Annotated in this window: 20 protein-coding genes and 1 tRNA gene; 2 read left to right on the top strand and 19 right to left on the bottom strand. The window is 43.1% G+C overall.

The genetic code is table 11. The features are described 5' to 3' along the window. Positions 1–50 precede the first annotated feature (50 nt). The 13 genes from dnaB to rpsF all read right to left on the bottom strand — a co-directional run bounded on the left by dnaB (position 51) and on the right by rpsF (position 13,874). Positions 51–1,418: a replicative DNA helicase gene (dnaB, locus tag H70737_RS29390; protein WP_042131710.1), complete on the bottom strand. Its 1,368-nt coding sequence runs from the start codon at positions 1,416–1,418 to the stop codon at positions 51–53. 1 nt (position 1,419) lies between these two features. Next, positions 1,420–1,866, bottom strand: coding sequence for a 50S ribosomal protein L9 (rplI, locus tag H70737_RS29395; protein WP_042193036.1), 447 nt, complete (start codon positions 1,864–1,866; stop codon positions 1,420–1,422). Beyond that, a complete protein-coding gene (locus H70737_RS29400) occupies positions 1,863–3,869 on the bottom strand; it encodes a DHH family phosphoesterase (protein WP_042193037.1) in 2,007 nt (668 codons plus the stop codon). Before H70737_RS29400 ends, rplI begins: the two co-directional genes overlap by 4 nt. 11 nt (positions 3,870–3,880) lie before the next feature. After that, positions 3,881–4,798 carry a DUF2232 domain-containing protein gene (locus H70737_RS29405; protein WP_042193038.1) on the bottom strand — a complete coding sequence of 306 codons (918 nt, stop codon included), beginning with the start codon at positions 4,796–4,798 and terminating at the stop codon, positions 3,881–3,883. Positions 4,799–4,804: 6 nt separating this feature from the next. Continuing rightward, a complete protein-coding gene (locus H70737_RS29410) occupies positions 4,805–5,107 on the bottom strand; it encodes a MazG-like family protein (protein ID WP_170880353.1) in 303 nt (100 codons plus the stop codon). Between the two features lie 213 nt (positions 5,108–5,320). Further along, positions 5,321–5,746: a CBS domain-containing protein gene (locus tag H70737_RS29415; protein ID WP_042193039.1), complete on the bottom strand. Its 426-nt coding sequence runs from the start codon at positions 5,744–5,746 to the stop codon at positions 5,321–5,323. 193 nt (positions 5,747–5,939) lie between these two features. Then, positions 5,940–6,980 carry an LCP family protein gene (locus H70737_RS29420; protein WP_179085792.1) on the bottom strand — a complete coding sequence of 347 codons (1,041 nt, stop codon included), beginning with the start codon at positions 6,978–6,980 and terminating at the stop codon, positions 5,940–5,942. Positions 6,981–7,295: 315 nt separating this feature from the next. Next, positions 7,296–8,240: a D-alanyl-D-alanine carboxypeptidase family protein gene (locus H70737_RS29425; protein WP_042193040.1), complete on the bottom strand. Its 945-nt coding sequence runs from the start codon at positions 8,238–8,240 to the stop codon at positions 7,296–7,298. Positions 8,241–8,314: 74 nt separating this feature from the next. Continuing rightward, positions 8,315–10,045 carry an oligopeptide ABC transporter substrate-binding protein gene (opp4A, locus tag H70737_RS29430; protein WP_042193041.1) on the bottom strand — a complete coding sequence of 577 codons (1,731 nt, stop codon included), beginning with the start codon at positions 10,043–10,045 and terminating at the stop codon, positions 8,315–8,317. Positions 10,046–10,237: 192 nt separating this feature from the next. Beyond that, a complete protein-coding gene (locus H70737_RS29435; RefSeq protein ID WP_042193042.1) occupies positions 10,238–12,190 on the bottom strand; it encodes an endonuclease MutS2 in 1,953 nt (650 codons plus the stop codon). A 550-nt stretch (positions 12,191–12,740) separates the two neighbouring features. Further along, positions 12,741–13,013, bottom strand: coding sequence for a 30S ribosomal protein S18 (rpsR, locus tag H70737_RS29440; RefSeq protein WP_036651767.1), 273 nt, complete (start codon positions 13,011–13,013; stop codon positions 12,741–12,743). Positions 13,014–13,034: 21 nt separating this feature from the next. Beyond that, on the bottom strand, positions 13,035–13,541 hold the full coding sequence (ssb, locus tag H70737_RS29445; RefSeq protein ID WP_036677780.1) for a single-stranded DNA-binding protein: 507 nt from the start codon (positions 13,539–13,541) through the stop codon (positions 13,035–13,037). Between the two features lie 48 nt (positions 13,542–13,589). Next, complete coding sequence (gene rpsF, locus H70737_RS29450) at positions 13,590–13,874, bottom strand: 30S ribosomal protein S6 (RefSeq protein ID WP_036677776.1); 285 nt, start codon at positions 13,872–13,874, stop codon at positions 13,590–13,592. 215 nt (positions 13,875–14,089) lie between these two features. On the opposite strand from rpsF, the gene H70737_RS29455 reads away from it, so the two are divergent. Next, positions 14,090–14,287 (top strand): YjzC family protein, encoded by a 198-nt coding sequence (locus H70737_RS29455; protein ID WP_042131720.1) that lies wholly within the window; start codon positions 14,090–14,092, stop codon positions 14,285–14,287. 382 nt (positions 14,288–14,669) lie between these two features. On the opposite strand, the gene H70737_RS29460 is transcribed toward H70737_RS29455, so the two are convergent. The 4 genes from H70737_RS29460 to H70737_RS29475 all read right to left on the bottom strand — a co-directional run bounded on the left by H70737_RS29460 (position 14,670) and on the right by H70737_RS29475 (position 16,311). Next, positions 14,670–14,760: transfer RNA gene (locus H70737_RS29460), tRNA-Ser, on the bottom strand. A 43-nt stretch (positions 14,761–14,803) separates the two neighbouring features. Continuing rightward, positions 14,804–15,016, bottom strand: coding sequence for a DUF951 domain-containing protein (locus H70737_RS29465; protein WP_042193044.1), 213 nt, complete (start codon positions 15,014–15,016; stop codon positions 14,804–14,806). Beyond that, the gene (locus tag H70737_RS29470; RefSeq protein ID WP_042193045.1) at positions 15,016–16,044 is read right to left on the bottom strand and encodes a mechanosensitive ion channel family protein; all 1,029 of its coding nucleotides are present in this window, start codon (positions 16,042–16,044) and stop codon (positions 15,016–15,018) included. Before H70737_RS29470 ends, H70737_RS29465 begins: the two co-directional genes overlap by 1 nt. A 15-nt stretch (positions 16,045–16,059) precedes the next feature. After that, the gene (locus tag H70737_RS29475) at positions 16,060–16,311 is read right to left on the bottom strand and encodes a putative Se/S carrier protein (protein ID WP_042193047.1); all 252 of its coding nucleotides are present in this window, start codon (positions 16,309–16,311) and stop codon (positions 16,060–16,062) included. 118 nt (positions 16,312–16,429) lie between these two features. Here H70737_RS29475 and yyaC point away from each other — a divergent pair, with 118 nt between their 5' ends. After that, positions 16,430–17,035, top strand: coding sequence for a spore protease YyaC (yyaC, locus tag H70737_RS29480; protein ID WP_042131724.1), 606 nt, complete (start codon positions 16,430–16,432; stop codon positions 17,033–17,035). Here the strand turns inward: yyaC and H70737_RS29485 are convergent. Together H70737_RS29485 and H70737_RS29490 are read right to left on the bottom strand one after the other, a co-directional pair. Further along, positions 17,010–17,510, bottom strand: a complete 501-nt coding sequence (locus H70737_RS29485; RefSeq protein WP_042193049.1) for a DUF4446 family protein — start codon at positions 17,508–17,510, stop codon at positions 17,010–17,012. The two genes, yyaC and H70737_RS29485, sit on opposite strands and share 26 nt — an antisense overlap. 20 nt (positions 17,511–17,530) lie before the next feature. After that, complete coding sequence (locus H70737_RS29490) at positions 17,531–18,691, bottom strand: aminotransferase class V-fold PLP-dependent enzyme (RefSeq protein WP_042193052.1); 1,161 nt, start codon at positions 18,689–18,691, stop codon at positions 17,531–17,533. Positions 18,692–18,756: the final 65 nt, after the last annotated feature.

The following is an 18,756-nucleotide window of genomic DNA, read 5'->3' on the forward strand; positions in this document are numbered from 1 at the left end:
AACGATTACACAAAGAAATGTGCAATCGTTCGGATATCATACATGACAGGTTACCCAGCAAATGGTTCTGCATGTGCTCGCTCGTAGTTAACGAACTTGTTGAAGTTTTTGAGGAAGACAAGCTCTACTGTCCCAACCGGACCATTACGCTGTTTGGCTATAATAATTTCAATAATATTTTTCTTCTCAGTGTCCTGATTGTAATAGTCGTCACGATACAAGAACGCAACAATGTCGGCATCCTGCTCGATAGAACCGGATTCACGCAAGTCACTCATCATCGGTCGTTTATCCTGACGTTGTTCCACACCCCGGCTAAGCTGCGACAGGGCGATAACCGGCACGTCCAATTCACGAGCGATCTGCTTCAAAGTACGGGATATATCCGATACTTCCTGTTGACGGTTTTCCCCGCCTTTACCGCGGCCCTGAATGAGCTGCAAGTAGTCAATGACGATCATCCCCAGGCCCTTTTCCTTCTTGAGCCTCCGGCATTTCGCACGAATATCCGTTACAGTAATCCCTGCTGTATCATCGATATAAATCTCGGCCTCCGATAGGGACTGAATGCCCATAGTCAGCTTCGACCAATCATCATCACTCTTAAAGTCACCGGTACGCATAGTATTCGCATCCAGATTAGCTTCGGCACAAATCATCCGCTGTACTAGCTGCGGCGCAGACATTTCCAGACTAAATATGGCAACCGTCTCTTTGGCACGTACGGCCACATTCTGAGCAATATTTAGCGCGAATGCTGTCTTGCCTACAGAAGGACGGGCTGCAACAATAATCAAATCATTGCGCTGGAATCCATTAGTCATATGGTCTAAATCCACAAATCCCGTTGGAATACCTGACATGCCGCCCTTATCTTTATTCTGATGGAGGAGTTCAACCTTATCAAATACTTCCATCAAAACATCGCGGATTGCGATAAATCCACTGCCGCTGCGCCGGTTAGAGATTTCAAGAATTCGCCGTTCTGCATCACTCAGCATATCGGCTACATCTTCACCGCCGGTGTAACCCTCGCTTACAATTTGCGTCGCTGTACGAATCAAACGCCGTAACATAGCCTTTTCTTCAATAATCTGCGCGTAGTATTCTACGTTAGCCGCAGTAGGCACAGCATGCGCCAGCTTAGCTAGGTAGCTAACACCACCAATATCTTCGAGCTCTCCCTTGTCCTGCAGTCTAGAAGTAAGCGTAACAAGATCAATCGGCTGGCTCTCTTCTCCGAGCTGCACCATCGCCTCAAAAATCATTTGATGCGCTTTATCGTAGAAGTCTTCGGTATTCACCCGTTCCATTGCAGTAATGAGCGCTTCATCCTGCAACAGAACAGCACCAATTACCGCTTGCTCCGCCTCAAGATTCTGCGGGGGAACCCGATCGAAAAAGAGATCTCCACCCATGTTACTCCTCCGTTACCTGAACCTTAAGGGTAGCCTTTACTTCAGTGTGTAGTTTTATACTTACTTGAAACACTCCCAAATGACGAATCGGCTCTCCTAGCTCAATCTTGCGCTTATCGATGGAAATGCTTTGAGTGGAAGCTAGCGTTTCAGCAATTTGTTTGCTCGTGATTGCGCCGAATAGACGGCCGCCTTCACCTGCTTTTGCTTTCATAGTAAGAGTAAGCTCATCTATCTTCTTGCCCAGTTGCTGAGCTTCTTCTTTTTCGTTATCTTTACGGCGTTGTTCAGCAGCTGCTTGATTCTCAAGCGTCTTCACATTGCCTTCCGTTGCCGGACGAACTAATCCACGTGGTAATAGGAAGTTCGAAGCATAGCCTTCGGATACCTCTTTAACCTGACCTTTTTTACCTTGACCCTTAACATCTTTTATGAAAATGACCTTCATTCGAATAAACCCTCTTTCGATTCGATTTCAGCCAGCACTTGCAGCAGTCTGGCTTCTGCTTCTTTACATGTTCCTTCTAGCTGTACCGCGGCGTTCGATAGATGCCCACCGCCACCCATTTTTTCCATCACGACCTGTACATTCATACGCCCAAGTGATCGAGCACTAATGCTTATCAGGCCGTCTGGTCGCTCACTAATGACAAATGAAGCGACTACGTTCGTCATCCCAAGTAATGTATCCGCAGTCTGAGCGATAAGTAGCTGAGGAATCTTCATACCTGGTGCCGTAACGACCAATGCGATTTGATCATAAATCATACGCGCATGTTTGATAATTTCGGCTTTTGAAATATACTCCTGTAAATCCTCCTTCAGCATACGCTGAATAAGAACGGTATCCGCACCATTTCGGCGCAGAAACCCTGCAGCTTCAAATGTACGTGAGCCTGTATGCAGTGCAAAGTGCTTCGTATCTACAGTAATTCCCGCTAAGAGCATTGTAGCATCCAATGGACTAATCTTTACCTTCTCATGGATATATTGAAGCAACTCTGTCACCAGCTCACAGGTTGATGAAGCATAAGGCTCTAAATAGACAAGTACAGCATCGTTGATGAACTCTTCACCTCTACGGTGATGATCCACCACCACAATTCTACTCGCATATTGCACAAGCCGCGGTTCCATTGTCATAGATGCCTTATGGGTATCTACAACAATAAGCAGTGTATGCTCCGTCATCACTTGTAAAGACTGCTCCGTTGTGATGAACGACTTAAACAATTCATCGTCTTTCCGAATCTGCTCCATCATGTTCGTTATGGAAGGATTAGGAGTTTCCATCACAATGCTAGCCTCTACATTATACATCTGTGCGGCTCTCAGAAGGCCAATCGCAGCACCAACAGCATCGATATCTGGTGTGCGGTGGCCGAGGATCAGCACACGGTCGCTCTCCTGCATTAAATCACGTAGCGCATGCGCAATCACTCGTGCCCGCACTCGTGTACGCTTCTCCGCAGCATTACTCTTTCCACCGTAGAAAGACAACCTCTGACCTGCTTTTACAGCAGCCTGATCTCCACCTCGGCCGAGCGCCATATCCAAACTGGATTGTGCTAAGGCACCTAGCTCGCTTGCAGAGTCCGCTCCAAATGCCATACCAATACTCAGTGTCATAGGCACTTTAAGGTCGGCAGTCATTTCCCTAATCTCATCGAGAATAACGAATCGACTTTCTTCCAGTGCTTGCAGACTACGATGATTAAGTAGCATTAGATAACGCTCAGACGACAGACGACGCAGATAAACATCAAACTGTTTACTCCATTCGGTGATCTCACTCGCTACCTTAGCGATCAGAGAAGTACGCTGTTGATCATCCATTCCTTGAGCAGATTCATCTAGATTATCCATCATCACTATGCCAATCGCCAGCTTCTCATCCTCATAACGTTCACGTAGCACCACAAGCTCAGTGATATCATACATGTAAAGAATACGTTCACTTGGAATAATGACAGCTTGGTAAAATCGTTCATCCACAGTGAGCTCAAGGCGAGTGTCATGCAATACGCCTTCTTTGTGAACATCCCTTTTTCCCGATACATTCGTCGTAAAAAAAGACTGCATATCCGGCAGCAATTCCAGTAGCGGTTCCCCAACTAAAGACTTGCGCGCAAAAATATCACCAGCATAGCGGTTATTCCATTCTACTGTTCGATCTTCGCTAAACAGAATGATTCCGAGGGGCAGCATACTCACTGCTTCTCCCTCCACTCGCTTAATACGAAAAGTTAATCCATTAATATATTCCACCAGATTACGGCGGAACGAAATTTCCGTCTTCAGCATATAGAAGCATAATGTACCTGCCAGAAACAGGCTAACGACCCCAAGAGCCCAGTTATAAATACTAACAATTATAATAAGGGCCAACAGCAGCATGAACGCCCATACGGTATGATAGCCGTGCCAGCGTCTTTGCAGAAATTTAGGCATGAACTCTCACCCTATCGTTTCGATTTCGTCACATACTCCCGCAGTGGGAAAGCAAGATCAATAATACCGATAATGCGTAGCGGCGGCAGCAAAATGACCGGTATTGCTAGCAGAATGGCAACCATCTTGTTCCATTTGCGTTCATGCGCCAGGAAGAAGAAAAATCCAATCGCCTGAATCATAAAGCCAATTCGTAGCAACGGCAGTAGATTGGCAGAAATCATGAGGATGTAATTATTCTCTGATCCTGAGAAGAAGAGCTGAAGAACCACACCAATCAAATAATACCAAATAAACGATCTCGAAAGTCTCCATTCACGAGCAGGCTTCATCTTAGGCACTGCATAATTCATACTGTTCAGAATCGGACGAACAATAGAATGCGTAATGACAGCTATCATAAAAGAGCTTACGATTAGAGTCATTGGGATCATTTGAACCGTCATATGACTTAGCTTGTTTACATCCTCAGTCGTAAATCCAAGATCAGTAAACAGTGGATTAGCAGTACCAAGATCAGACAGAGGCGAGTTAACCATCTGCAGCACATCGTTCACATAGTTAGACAAATCAAAGTTAAATAACGCCGTACCGAGTAATAAGAGTAACAGGAATTCTCCAAGAATCGTAACCGTACCTGCAATCACGGTAGATACTGCTGAAGCATGTCTTTTATACCAACGTCCCATTACCAGAGCAGGTATTAAGAAATACGCCGCGATCAGCACATAAATAGGTGTAATCAGACCAACAATCAGCAACACCGGCAATACGTGTATAACGAATTGTTTGGTGTTCAGCGTAGTGAATAACACTACTGCCGGAACAATCATAAATAGGGTAGTGATGATGAGCAGTGGAGTCGTTAAACTAAGCAGCAAAAGTAAATATACTACGCTCCAAGCCACAGATGACCAGCGAAATTTCAACAGTATTCACCTCTTACGCATATGTTCTTCTAAAGCAGATATATCTTGATACCATTCTTCCAGTTGATGCCCTTCCTGCTTATGCTTTCTGAGCTTCTCGAGTAGCAAGTCATCTAATTGACGATAGGGAATCCCTAGTCTGCGGCCCAAAATATAAGAGCTCATAATCAAACTAGCCAGGCTGTCGCCCACACGGGTAGTACTGCCTTCCCATAACGCTTTAAATAACCGTGAAACTTGGTCAATCACTTCTGTTTTTAACCATTCAATTACCTTGGCGCGTTTAGCGACATCCAGATCCTTCGGCACATTGGACACGTCTCTCTACCTCCGGCAAAAAGCTTTATTCTCCATTATAGCATAAAAAATTCCGTGTCACACAAGGGCGCCCCACGCACCTTAAGTATGCTTCAACAGGGGATGAACTAGTACTTCTTACATTTTTAAAAAAGACCTGCTTTCCGTTATCGCCGGAAATACAGGCCTTGTTCCGATTGCTTCTATTACCGCGAATAAATTGGGCTATAATGACTCTTGAGATTGTTTTGATACAAATTTCTCACAATATTCTATGACTTGACTCCGGCGAACGATGCCAATAAACCGGTTCATATCATCGACTACAGGAACAAAGTTCTGTACCTTAGCCAAATTAATCAGATCTTCCATATCCGCATCAATCGAGACAGGTCTGTTATTCATCCTCAACGGCAAATCTTTAAGCAAGAATTTTGAAGCGTTCTCGAAAGTAACCTTGCCCTCGGATTCCTTCATATACCAGAGCAGATCACCCTCTGTAACCGTACCAGCGTATTCTCCATTTCGGTTCAAAATAGGGACAGCAGTATAACGGTGATACTCCATCCTCTCCAACGTTTGGCGTAGCGTTGAATCGATCGTTACGCAAGCGACTTCCTGTTTCGGAAGTAAAAAAAATGCAATATTCATCTCTTGATCCTCCTCAAAGAGTTCCGAAGGAATTACGGTTCTTTAACTTCCTTTTACTACCATGCAAAATTATTAATACGTGGCAGCTTAATAATCGTTCCAATACATTATAGCATGAAGACAGTAAGCAGCAGCCATAAGAATGTGAATGGCTGCTGCAATTAATTATATGAGTTTGAACTCCACTTTAGAATTATTGCGTAACTGCTGTTGATTTAGGCTCCAGTGCATTACTTGCTTTTCCCGGCTCAATTAGTTGATCTACAGGTGTTGCTGCACTCATCCAGTTGTCGATCATCGCCTTAGCTTCACTCAAATCCTCTTCATCAACGATATCATAATAAACACCATCCATACGTTTACCTTCACCCATAACTGTGAAGCTTGAGATATCCATGCCTTTTCCGCCCATGAATTTTTTGGCTAGACTAATGATCATCGAAGGCTCTATATCGGTTTTGAAATTATCTCCCATAATATCCAGCAACTTCGGAATGTTGCCAATTTGACTGATCGATAACATTTTATTCGCTACAACATCAATAAAAACCTGTTGGCGTTTGGTACGGTTAAAGTCACTATCCTCACGATAGCGCGTATAGTTCAGTGCTTCTTGTCCGTTATAAAGCGACTTTCCAGCTTCAATTGTAAACTTTTCATGATCCTTACCCTTGTTCACAATGTCTTTCTTAATCGGCAGCGGAACGCCTCCAATAGCATCTACAGCATCCTTGAGTCCTTGGAAATTTATTGTCGCATAATATTGAATATCATGACCAAGCAGAGCTTCTAGAGAATCCTTGGCCATCTGTTGCCCCCCAAAAGCATAGGCATGTGTAATCTTATCCTTTTTATTATCCTTATGACCAATAATTTCCGTATACGTATCACGCGGAATAGAAATGAGCAGGATCTTATAGTCCTCAGGCCGAACAACAGCGTACATCATGGTATCTGAACGTGCCGTTTCATTATCACGTTGATCGGTACCTAAGAGCATAATTGAGAACGGATCGCTCTTGTACACAACCGGTTCTGGCTTAACCTTATTATCATCCTTAAGCGGCTGGTAAGATTCTTCCTTTAGCTTAGTTTCAACCCGATCAGACAAAAAGAGGTCGAAGGCTAATACAGCCAGGGAATTACGAAACAGAAAGCCTCCCGCTATAATAACAACAAGAACAATGAGGGCGATATATCTTTTCTTTATTTTTTTCATCTTTGATTCCTTCATTTTTGATTCCTTCTTTATTGTAGAATAATTGCTTGCCATATATATAATGCTTCCTGAATCTTTATCAGGCAGTCATGACTTTATTTCTCACGGCGATCAACTGACCCTTATTCCATTATCTTATTGTCCCCCCTTTCAAGAAATTCAGGTCATTCAAAATTATAGAAAAAAAGTTTTTTGCGGTTCTAAAATAATGTGCACTAAAACAATATTTCTATTGTAATCACTAAATGGATAAAAAGAAACCACAAATAACGACATGAATAGGGAAAAAGCACCAAACCAAGTAATAAATACTGGTATGGCGCTCCGACTTTAGTTCCTAATTCTGAGCGGATTCATCATATGTTTAACCCGATCACCGGATTGTAAACCACGGAAAAATCCGTAATCAAATAATTTTGCTGCCCCTTCAAATCGGCTCTCATAAGTCTTTGCCCCCATAACGACTGCAATAAGCCTATGCCCATCCCGCTGAGCCGAGCCTGCAATACAGTATCCTGCCCGGTTATTATGTCCAGTCTTTAAACCATCTGTACCCTCATAAGCGTAAATGCCACCCATAGCTGGCAACATGAAATTGCTATTACTTACATATAGCCCCTTATTCTTCAAATGCATTTGTGTACGGCTGGAAATATTGAGAATATCCGGATGATGATGGATTAGTGCGGCAGCCAATTTAGCGGTATCACGAGCTGTCATCATAGTCTCACCGCTGATATGCATATTCGGATCAGTGAAACCAAGATCCTTACCTGATAGGCCCGTTGCATTAGTAAATATTGTACGAGAAGATAAGCCTAGACTATGTGCCTTGTCGTTCATCATGAGCACAAAAGAGGCTTCTGAACCAGCCATATACTCAGCCAATGCAACAGTAGCATCGTTGGCAGAATAAATAGTGACTCCTTCGAATAATTCTCTTATAGTATAGAATTCTCCCCGCTTCAATGAGAGGCTTGTGCCGCCCATTTTACTTGCATAGGCACTAATTGGGACTCTATCCTCCCATCTAATCATTCCAGAGGAGATTTGATCCAGCACAATCATTTCTGTCATTAATTTAGATACACTGGCCGGTGGCATGGGTACATCACCATTAATATCCACCCATATATCTCCGGTATCCATATCTAGAAGCACTGCTGATTCCGCGTCAATATTCGGTTTAAAACCAAGCCCAGTTGGCCTCCATACCGCAATTAAGACAACGACTAATACAGCTGCGATTGCCCCCACTACTATCCGTCTCTTCATCGTCGTCATCCTCCATACTATATATGACGAATGAAACTACAATTTGATTTCACTTTTCACAAAAAATTATTATTTTATTTTTCGTCCTCTTCCTTAATCCACCATTTATAAGGGTCTATAATCGTACTCATAGAATTCACGCGAACGCCCTGTAGGCGCTTATTTACTGGAACTATCGCTTTTCGTTCGGCAAAAAAGATCATAGGCACCTCTTCATTAACCAGCTTCTGCCACTCATAGTATATTTCTTTACGATAATCCATATCGTATGCCTTCATACTTACGCCTTCACGAATCAGCTCTTCATTCCGCTCGGAAGACCAACGGGGATAGTTCCATAGATCATTTTCTCTCCATAGACCTGTTGGATCGGGATCACTCGCTAACCCCCATACTCCGTAAAATAGTTCGATAGACGGATCATCGGCTTCCACTGCATCGTAGAAAGCATGGAATTCCTTTAAGGCTCCACCGTTCAGCTGTACATCGAGTCCAACATCACGCCAATTTCTTAAAATGGCATTAGTACGTAGCTCTGCTGTTTGACTGCCTAGCATAGAATCAAAATGGATCATCAGCTTCTGGCCCTTTGGGTCTTCTCGTAATCCGTCACCATCTAGATCCAAGAACCCAGCAGCATCCAGCAGTTCCTTGGCCTTTGTAGGATTATACAGATAAGCATTAATCTCAGTATCAGGGATCTTCGCCCAGCTAGTGCTAGATATTGGAGTCTCTACAGCCTCAGCTAGACCGTGGGAATATGCTTTGATGATCCCTTCACGATCTAAAGCATAATACATAGCTTGCCGTAATCTTTTGTCTTCAAATTTAGGGTTATCCATTACGATGGTCTCGGTTTCCGTATCCCAATGCCCGAATTTAAAACCTATATATTCATAGCCTAGCTCAGCAGTTTGCAGGATGTTAATGTTATCCAGTTCTTTTAGATCATCATAAGCATCCCGAGGGGCTGACTCTATGTCAATCTCTCCTGATTGAAAGCGTTCAGCCACTTCCTTATCGTCAAATGCCTTATACACTATCCCATCCAATAGCGCTTTGCCCTTGTAATATTGATCAAAACGTTTCATTTCTACCCTCTGGCCAGGCTGAATATGTTCAACCTCAAAAGGGCCAATACCTATAGGAGATTTTCGCATCTGGTCACTTTCAGGCATATCTTTAACAGCAATTCCAGTATAGTATTTTTTATTCATCGGATAGGGCCACAGACTATCGATGGTGTTTACCCGTGCAGCAGTTACAGTTATTTTCAAAGTATAAGGATCTATAACCTTCAATCCGGATATGCCCTTCGCTTCTCCCTCATGATATGCCTCTGCACCCTGAATCATTTCAACACTATAATAATGCGAGCCCGTATAATCTGGACTAGCAATAGTTTCAATTGCGAATTTCCAATCCTCTACCGTTAATTCATCACCGTTATGCCAACGGATTCCCGGTTTAATTTTAAAGGTAAATACTTTATGATCATCAGATTCCTGCCAAGAGGCGATATTAGGAACCGTCACTAGTTCATCATTTACCTGAAACATCGGCTCAGTAATAAATTCCAGCACATGAAAATCATCTTCACCTTCATAAAAAGCAGGCTCAAACAAACCCGTAAATGGTGAGGAGAATCCGTAGGTAACTACTCCACCAGCTTGTGGCTTATCGTCTACTACATTATGCCGCGAAGATAATGGATTACTGCTAGAAGTTGTTCTACTACATGCTGACAATAGAGTTGCCATCACGAGCAGCGTTAACAACAACCTGCATATTTTCTTATTATTCATGTGTTTCTTCCCTTCTCTAGTTGAACGTATATCTACATTTAAGTTATGGAACATAAATATTTTTACTGTAACAAAGTTTTATGGTGGTTACAATAACTTCTAAGCCCTAGGCCTTTACTCCTGCTTGAAATTCACTTATTTCGTTATATCTATAAAAAAAGACCTGTCTCGTGGACAGATCTTCATTTGAATCTATTCTTCATCTCTGTGCGTAATCGTTAAACCCTCAACATGCTTACGCTGCATCAGCTTGCGCTTTTTACGTGTATCCTTACTCTCAAAAATAATATCAAAGTCATATTCCTCCGGGTATAGCTCTTCTTTTGAAAGATAGGGCTTCAACCGCTTATGGTTAATTTTCATTTTTTGCTTCTGGATCATCACCCCAACCATTCCTAAATGATCTCTCTTCTCATATACGATCCCTGTCCGGCCGAGTGACGTTACCACAACTGCATCTCCAATTTCAAATTGAATCAGCTTCTCCTTGCTGCGGTCAGATGGAGCAGCCTCTTCTTCTGCATTGCCATGTTCCTCTACTGGAAGTGCATCATATTCCTGTTCTCCATCTTTGCTGAAAAGATTTCCCCATGCCTCTCCGCTGCCTTTCTGTAGCCTTTGTTGCTGCGCCTCTACGATTTCCCATGATCTCTTAATAACGTTATCCTGTATCCCCAGCTTTTTAGCGATCTGCAGAGCGTAACTTTCCCCTGCTTCTCCAATCGTCAATCGATACAACGGCTGTAGCGTTTCTTTATCAAATTCCATTCGCGCATTTTGAAAGCCCGTCGTTGCGGCTGCAAAGGCTTTTAGCTCATTAAAATGTGTAGTAACAATAATATTCGCCCCTTTACGGCTCAGCTCTTCCAGAATCGCGATAGAGAGCGCAATGCCTTCCCCGGGATCCGTACCAGCCGCCAGCTCGTCAATGAGCAGCAGCACCCCTTTAGATGCATCTCTCAGCATTCCCTCAATACTCTTCATTTGCGCCGAGAATGTGCTGAGTGATTGTGCCAGACTTTGTCCGTCGCCAATTACACTGATTACATCCGTAAAAATAGTGAATTCGCTGCCCTCCTCGACCGGAATCAACAGCCCTGATTGAGCCATGATCGTCAGCAGCCCTAGTGTCTTAAGGACCACAGTTTTACCACCTGTATTTGGGCCTGTAATGATGAGGGATTTATACCCCTTACCTACCTCCAGATTGATCGGAATCATCCCCTTCAGCATGGGATGCCTGCCTCCAATCATCTTTAGAAAGCCTTTCGCATTCAGCGTAACAGAAGATGCCCCCAGCGTTCGTGCATATTTAGCTTTAGCAAAAATAAAATCATACGTACCCGTAGCCTCAATATTAAGGTGCAGGGCAGCCTGTTCCTGTTCTACCAAGCTAGTCAGCATGCTGAGGATTACGGCTTCTTCTCGCGCCTCTTCACCCAAAAGCAAATCAAGCTCAATTTGGAGAGCAGCGATCTCGTCTGGTTCAATAAACACCGTCTGTCCACTTGTGGATTGATCAAGCACCGATCCTTTTATTTGTTTATGATATTCCCGTTTTACGGGGATAACGTAACGTCCACCTCGCTGACTATAAATATTCTCCTGCAAAATCGATTGATGGCGTGACATAATTCCGTCGATTTTTTTATGAAGACGTTCTTTAGCCACTACAATCCGTTTACGAACTCGCTCTAACCCCTTACTTGCTCCATCATCAATCGCACCGAAACGGATACAACGATCAATAGCCTCCCTCACGTGATTTAACTCCATCAACGAGGATGCATATGAAGCAATCCGTGGAGCGCTCTGTTCTTTAGAGACCATATATTTTCGCAGTTGACTACAGCTCTTAAGAAATGTAGCAACCGCAGTCAAATCTTGTTCACTGTACAAATATCCAGTCCCCATTAATGACATGATCCACTCAATGCCTTCTAATGAAGGAATGGGTACACTCGATCCTCGTTCCAGCAGTTCTTTAGCTTCAGAAGTTTCCTCCATTGCTCTTTGAATCGTCGGCAAATAGGTCATTGGCATAAGCTCTTCTACAGCTTTTTTTCCTACATAAGATACTGCGTGGCGCCCAAGCTCTGTTTTAATGATTTCGTATTCCAGCGTGTTTAGACTTTGTAAATTCACAGCAAATCCTCCTTCAAATCTCTATTGGTTTGGATCTAATTCTCCATAACGCAAAGAAGGGCAAAGAATGCCACTATGGCAGTCCTTGCCCTTCTTTTTATACTGATGCCCTCTATCGTCCTAAGGCCCCGAAATGAGAACAGGTGCCGAAAAACAAAAAAACCGTGCAATAAGAGCACGGTTAATTACAAAGAGAACAACAGCCGTAAAGAGGCCATTTGACGCTTCGTGTGTTCTTAACTAAATCATCCACCCGTAAGGAACAACAGACTGCTGCGTAATACGAACTCAAATAGAGCACGTAATCGCCTCATAACGAGCCTGCTAAAGCCTTCCTAATCAAGTGTTATGAAATTGCTAGTTAAGAACGGTCACCGACATCAAAATTTCCCCTTTAGTTATAGGATAGCTGTAATTTAACATAATAAAGTGCCAACGTCAAACGATTCAACGCCCAAATAATTCGATTTCATGCTTACCCTACTATTAATACTTCCTTTTCTGCATACAAAAAAAGCAGCCGGTTTCCCGACTGCTTTTATAAAACGTCCTATTCCGTTGTGTAAGGAAGCAACGCGATTTGACGCGAGCGTTTTACAGCAATGGTAAGAGCGCGTTGGTATTTTGCACTTGTACCTGTTACACGACGTGGCAAAATCTTTCCACGTTCGCTGATGAACTTCTTAAGAAGTTCGGTATCTTTATAATCAATGTGAGTAATCTTGTTCACAGTGAAAAAGCAAACTTTTTTACGCTTGTTGCGTCCACCACGACGTGCTGGTCTTTTGTCGTTGTCAGCGCCTTCTCTTGGTTTAAAAGCCATATTCTTTTCAGTCCTTCCTAATTAAAATGGCAAATCATCATCCGATATATCAATCGGTTTACCATCGCCCGAAAAAGGATCTTGAGTATTGTTGTTACGCGAGAAATTATTGTTGTTATTTCCGCGTCCAGCGTTACCACCGCCACCATATGCTGGCTCTTCAGGCATACTACTTGCACCACTTGAAGTATTTCCACCTTCACGGCTCTGTGAAGATTCCAGGAAACGAACATTATCAGCAATAACTTCAGTTACGTATACACGTTTGCCTTCGTTATTCTCATAATTCCGCACTTGGATGCGTCCTTCCACTGCTGTCAGACGACCTTTGCGCAAGTAATTGGCACAGGTTTCTGCTAGCTGTCTCCAGGTTACAACCGGGATGAAGTCTGCCTCACGTTCACCATTCTGGCCCGTAAAGTTACGATCTACGGCTAGCGTAAATTGCGTTACGGCAACACCAGCGGGAGTATAACGAAGTTCCGGGTCACGGGTCAACCGTCCGATCAAAATGATACGGTTCAACAATTCTGGTCCCCTCCTTTAGAGCGATTCATTACAAAGCTTGTCAAGATCTTAAGCAACGTCGTTCGTAATGAGATAACGAATAACTTCGTCAGAAATCTTCATAAGACGTTCTAATTCAGTAACTACTGCAGGTTCTGCATTGAAGTTAACCAAAACATAAACGCCATCACGGAATTTCTTGATCTCATACGCAAGACGGCGTTTACCTTGCACTTCGTGCTTTGTAATTTCCCCGCCATTGGAGATGATGCCTTGGAATTTATCGACTGCTGCTTGAACGGCTTCTTGTTCAATGTCAGGACGAATAATGTACATCACTTCATATTTGCGCATAATTTTCACCTCCTTATGGTCTGAGGCCCCTAATCACGTCAGGAGCAAGGAACGAGCACAAACATAGACTCGCACCTGATTAATATACCAAAATGAACAGCAGAGTGCAAGCAATATTAATACAGGACAACTCCTCCCCCTCTTTTTACATGAAAAAATCACTACCTGCGCACAATAATTACGAATTCATCTACACTAAAAAAGGAGGAATAATGATGGGTGAGAAAACGGAATATGAAGAAGGCGACAAGGCCCCCAATCCAGGCATGTACACAGAGGTAGGCGAAGCCCGAAGCTTCCATACTGAGATTTCGAATCCACAGCACATTAAAATGGAAAAAGGGGACACCTTCCCTGAGACCACCAACAAAAATCGAAAGTGGAAAAAGGTTGAAAAAGCACGGGTCCACTAATTCAAAAATATTTTAAAAATAAATGTGTATAAAAAGCCCGACATTACACATACTATACTCAGGCAGTACAAAAGAGAGGTGTGGTTCCGTTGGCCGTCGTAGACGAACACAATCACAGGAGATCTGATTCAGCATCTATTGTAAGCTGGGAAGAGTAGTGGGTTATTGCCTTAAAAAAGCATTAGCCTCAGCAACGCCTAAATCACTTTAGTCGCTATAAACAGAGAAATTCCAAACATCATTGATGTACTGCCTCCTGAAGAAGGACCCGAAAGGGCCCTTCTTTTTGCGTTATATATTATTTTGTATATCGGCAATTATAGACACAAAAAAACCTCCGTTACAGGAACGAAGGATTCATTAAATGTTATATATGCTGAAGTGGCGGAGAGGGTGGGATTCGAACCCACGCACGCTTTGACACGCCTAACTGATTTCGAGTCAGCCCCCTTGGGCCTCTTGGGTACCTCTCCGCAGCAAAAATAATTGTATCATGCAGACATGCCATTTGCAAGCTTAATTATTGTCTGTATTTTCCTCCGCAGAGCGCAGTACCTTCTTCATATTCTTCTCGAATTTAGCACGGGGAATCAGAACACTATGCTGACAGCCTGTACATTTAATTCGGATATCCATCCCCATGCGAATGATTTCCATCTCATTAGATCCACAAGGATGCTGCTTCTTCATTTGCACTATATCCCCAAGCTGAAAAACTTTACGTTCCACTATTCTTCCCCCTCTTCTCCTTCTTGTGTAGCTGCAATTTGCCGTCTTGATCCAGTGTTTGCCGACCCTGTAACTTCTAGTGCATGTTCTGTTTTCGCAAGATCTATTTCAGCCTTCGCCTCTGCCTCTGCTTTCTTACGTGCTTCTTCTTCAGCTTGAGCTAGTTCCAGCATGCTCTGTTTCTCTAATGCCTGCTTTATGTCGTTCTGAATTTGTCTTTCCGCTGCATCTCTTGCATTAGGAGCACAGCTGGCAGCTATACGAATCACATATTCCGAGGTACTCATGGACTGTATTCCGAGCACGTTAGGGTAAGCAAGCACATTGGAGTTACGTTCTTCTATTCCTTTTAGCGCCTCGCCAATTAATCCTAACGTAGCTTCCAAGCTTCGCTCCATTTTAACAGGAACATCAACTACAGCCAATGCATTGGAAAGAGAATAGTTCGTTACATTCGTAATTAGTCCATTAGGGATAATAAATACTTCTCCGGTTGCACTTAACAGTCTTGTTGTTCGCAATCCGATTAATTCTACAGTCCCTTTATAAGTACCTGTCTGAATTACATCACCAACCGCAAATTGGTCCTCCAAAATAATAAAGAACCCTGTAATAACATCCTTCACCAGACTTTGTGCTCCAAAACCTACTGCCAGACCAAGTACACCTGCTCCGGCCAACAAGGGTGCTAAATCGAAGTGGAACTCTGAAAGAATGAGCATGATCATCACAAAATTACAGATAACCGTTACTACATTTTTCATCAATTCCCCTACCGTAGTAAACCTTCGTGTGTTAGACAGAATTCTGCCACCCGTTTTACGTTCAAGCGAACGATCAATAATATTAGAAACAATCTTAATAATAACCCTAGTTAAGAGAAAAATAATAAGAATTCGTAGTCCTGAGAATAAGGCATTGGCCCACATATCAGCATCGGTAAACCAATTCCACACCTTATCTTTAAAACGCAAGGCATCTTTTACAGCATCACCGGGAGTAGTAGCCTCTAATATCCACCTATTCATATTGTATAGTCCTCCCTACCTCTCAATCAGTATGTAGTTCTCGTTGTGTTTTCCGTAGATACCGCGTATTTCGATATTCTGTTCCGTTACTATCCTTTGTACCTCTTCCAGTGCACTTTGATAAAACTGAATCGATATCGCGCATCCTGCCGTGATCTCTTTCGGGGTTGGAAATATATCAATTTCAATTTCCGCATACTCAAGCAGCATTTCAGCACGAAGCGCCTGCTGGGTAGAGTCAAACGCGATCAACATCTCTTCCTGCATATACGTTACGCCTCCCATAGGTTTATCGTCCTATCTCTTGCCGCTGTAGTATAAAACCCCTCTTCTATCCATATACTAGATACCATCAAATAGAATCAGCTTCAGAAAGGAAGATGGTATGAATTTTTCATCGAAAGCTACATCAGCGCAAGAAACGTCCTGTTTAAAAATATCACATACCGATCCCGATATCTATTCTGCTATTACCCACCGGCTACTGTTTCACTTTGCACGTACACGCCCGGAAACACAGATTGTCGTCATTTGTGTAGGTACGGACCGATCCACAGGAGATTCTCTTGGCCCTCTTGTTGGCACTGCATTGTCACGTTTTCATAGTCCGCTGTTTCATTTATATGGAACTCTTGAGGAGCCTGTCCATGCTGTTAACCTTGAGGAAACTCTATCCCTAATCAACGAAAGATATAGTAACCCCTTTATCATCGGTATAGATGCTTGTTTAGGTCACTCTACTAGTGTAGGATGCATCCAAGTCGTTGAAGGGCCTTTGAGACCAGGTGCTGGCGTAAATAAACAATTGCCGCCGGTAGGTGATATCCATTTGACGGGAATCGTTAATGTCGGCGGCTTTATGGAGTATTTTGTATTACAGAACACGCGATTAAGTTTAGTTATGCGATTATCTGATATTATAGCTACGAGTCTATATTCTGCCTTAAAGCAATGGAATCTTCATGCTAGGTCCGCTGCAACGCGAGAGTAACTACTTCTTTTTCTTCAGGTGATAAGACATATTGTGATTCGCCATTCTGCATAGGTTTAGAGTAAATGTAAGAATTCTCACGATTATGAAGACTGGTTAATACAATACCACTACTGTTGTCATCCAGTATAGCGACTGAGAAACTCAGATCATTGCCACGTTCACCAAAGGCATTATAACGTTTCAGCGCAATATTGGACTTCATGCCACGCATTCTAGTTTGAGTTGCTTCTAATACGGTTTTTTGTTCACGTTGTTCTTCTTCCAGCATGTCGCTTTGGTTCTTCAGATCAATTAGAAGGCCTTCCAGATCCTCCACACCGCTTCCAGCCATCATGGCCTCATATTTACGCCGCATAGCACGTAGCTTAGCCCCCTGGGCGATCACAGTGATTATCAGCACCAACATAATTACTGTAAAACCAAACACAAACCACTGCAACTGCTCACTAATTAATTGATTTAATTCAGACATGAATGGACCATCCTTTTTATTCATCTGCTGCGGGCATTGCCATATAACTCATCCATAGCAGCCAGCATTCTGCTTATATTATGCTCTGTCGTATCTACACCTACACTCGCCCGAACAGCACCACTCTCTAGCGTGTCAACCGCCTTATGTGCCAAAGGGGTACAATGCATACCCGCTCTGACCGCTATTTTATAATCACGATCTAGACGGTGAGCAATATTCGCCGATTCTTCTCCATCTACCACAAAAGATACAATGCCAGTTCTCGGAGCCCCTAGAGAGGGTCCTAATATTCTAATGCCTGGGATGTTGGACAACCCTTCCATTAGCTTTTGAGTTAATGTCCATTCACTCTCATGGATAACATTCGTCCCTAAAGATTGTACCTTTTGAACACCTGCTAGTAAACCGGCAATCCCTACCGTATTTTGTGTTCCCGCTTCATATCGATCTGGACGAACAGAGGGTTGATCACTGTTTTCAGATTGACTCCCCGTTCCTCCATGCATTAAGGGTTCAAGATCCAATTCAGGTGATATATAAAGCCCACCGGTTCCTTGTGGTCCAAGTAGTCCTTTATGCCCCGGAAATGCCAATAAGTCTATATTCATTTTTTTAACATCAATATCAAGTGAGCCTGCACTTTGAGCTGCATCCACTAGAAACACAGCACCATGCGATTTAACGATATCACCAATATCACCGATAGGGAGTATACTTCCTAGTAAATTCGAGCTGTGATTGCAGATCACCATTTTGGTATTCGGCTGGAAAGCATTTTTGAGTTCTTTTAAATCCAATTGCCCTTCACGATCCACTTTTAGATAGTCAACTTTTATCCCAAGTGTCTTACGCAAGTATTCCAGCGGCCGTCTCACAGAATTGTGTTCTGTCATCGTTGAAATCACGTGATCTCCCACTTTAAGCGTCCCTCTGATCGCCATATTCAAACTCATCGTAGTATTATGGGTAAAAGCTATATTTTGCGCATTAGATACACCGAACAATCCCGCCAGCACACTCCGCGTCTTTACTAACACTCGACCGCTTCCTATCGCTAGCGAGTAATTACCTCTACCAGCATTCGCTCCTGACTGCAGAGCATTCATCATCGCAGCTGCAACCTCTGGTGGTTTCGGCCACGAGGTTGCTGCGTGATCCAGATATACGAAGTCTTCCATAACCTCGCTCCTCGTCTATTACCCTTTTTTAATCAACTTATTCAAAAAAACATACCCCTAATTAT

The organism is Paenibacillus sp. FSL H7-0737 (assembly GCF_000758545.1).
GTDB lineage: Bacteria > Bacillota > Bacilli > Paenibacillales > Paenibacillaceae > Paenibacillus_AQ.

Excerpts from the sequence above, each read along its gene's own strand:
- H70737_RS29400 (WP_042193037.1), bottom strand. The coding sequence starts at position 3,869 with ATGCCTAAATTTCTGCAAAGACGCTGGCACGGCTATCATACCGTATGG.
- H70737_RS29425 (WP_042193040.1), bottom strand. The coding sequence starts at position 8,240 with ATGAAGAGACGGATAGTAGTGGGGGCAATCGCAGCTGTATTAGTCGTT.
- H70737_RS29455 (WP_042131720.1), top strand. The coding sequence starts at position 14,090 with ATGGGTGAGAAAACGGAATATGAAGAAGGCGACAAGGCCCCCAATCCA.
- rplI (WP_042193036.1), bottom strand. The coding sequence starts at position 1,866 with ATGAAGGTCATTTTCATAAAAGATGTTAAGGGTCAAGGTAAAAAAGGT.
- H70737_RS29490 (WP_042193052.1), bottom strand. The coding sequence starts at position 18,691 with ATGGAAGACTTCGTATATCTGGATCACGCAGCAACCTCGTGGCCGAAA.
- H70737_RS29415 (WP_042193039.1), bottom strand. The coding sequence starts at position 5,746 with ATGAATATTGCATTTTTTTTACTTCCGAAACAGGAAGTCGCTTGCGTA.
- yyaC (WP_042131724.1), top strand. The coding sequence starts at position 16,430 with ATGAATTTTTCATCGAAAGCTACATCAGCGCAAGAAACGTCCTGTTTA.
- dnaB (WP_042131710.1), bottom strand. The coding sequence starts at position 1,418 with ATGGGTGGAGATCTCTTTTTCGATCGGGTTCCCCCGCAGAATCTTGAG.
- rpsR (WP_036651767.1), bottom strand. The coding sequence starts at position 13,013 with ATGGCTTTTAAACCAAGAGAAGGCGCTGACAACGACAAAAGACCAGCA.
- H70737_RS29475 (WP_042193047.1), bottom strand. The coding sequence starts at position 16,311 with ATGCAGGAAGAGATGTTGATCGCGTTTGACTCTACCCAGCAGGCGCTT.
- opp4A (WP_042193041.1), bottom strand. The coding sequence starts at position 10,045 with ATGAATAATAAGAAAATATGCAGGTTGTTGTTAACGCTGCTCGTGATG.
- H70737_RS29485 (WP_042193049.1), bottom strand. The coding sequence starts at position 17,510 with ATGTCTGAATTAAATCAATTAATTAGTGAGCAGTTGCAGTGGTTTGTG.
- rpsF (WP_036677776.1), bottom strand. The coding sequence starts at position 13,874 with ATGCGCAAATATGAAGTGATGTACATTATTCGTCCTGACATTGAACAA.
- H70737_RS29470 (WP_042193045.1), bottom strand. The coding sequence starts at position 16,044 with ATGAATAGGTGGATATTAGAGGCTACTACTCCCGGTGATGCTGTAAAA.
- H70737_RS29420 (WP_179085792.1), bottom strand. The coding sequence starts at position 6,980 with ATGAAGGAATCAAAGATGAAAAAAATAAAGAAAAGATATATCGCCCTC.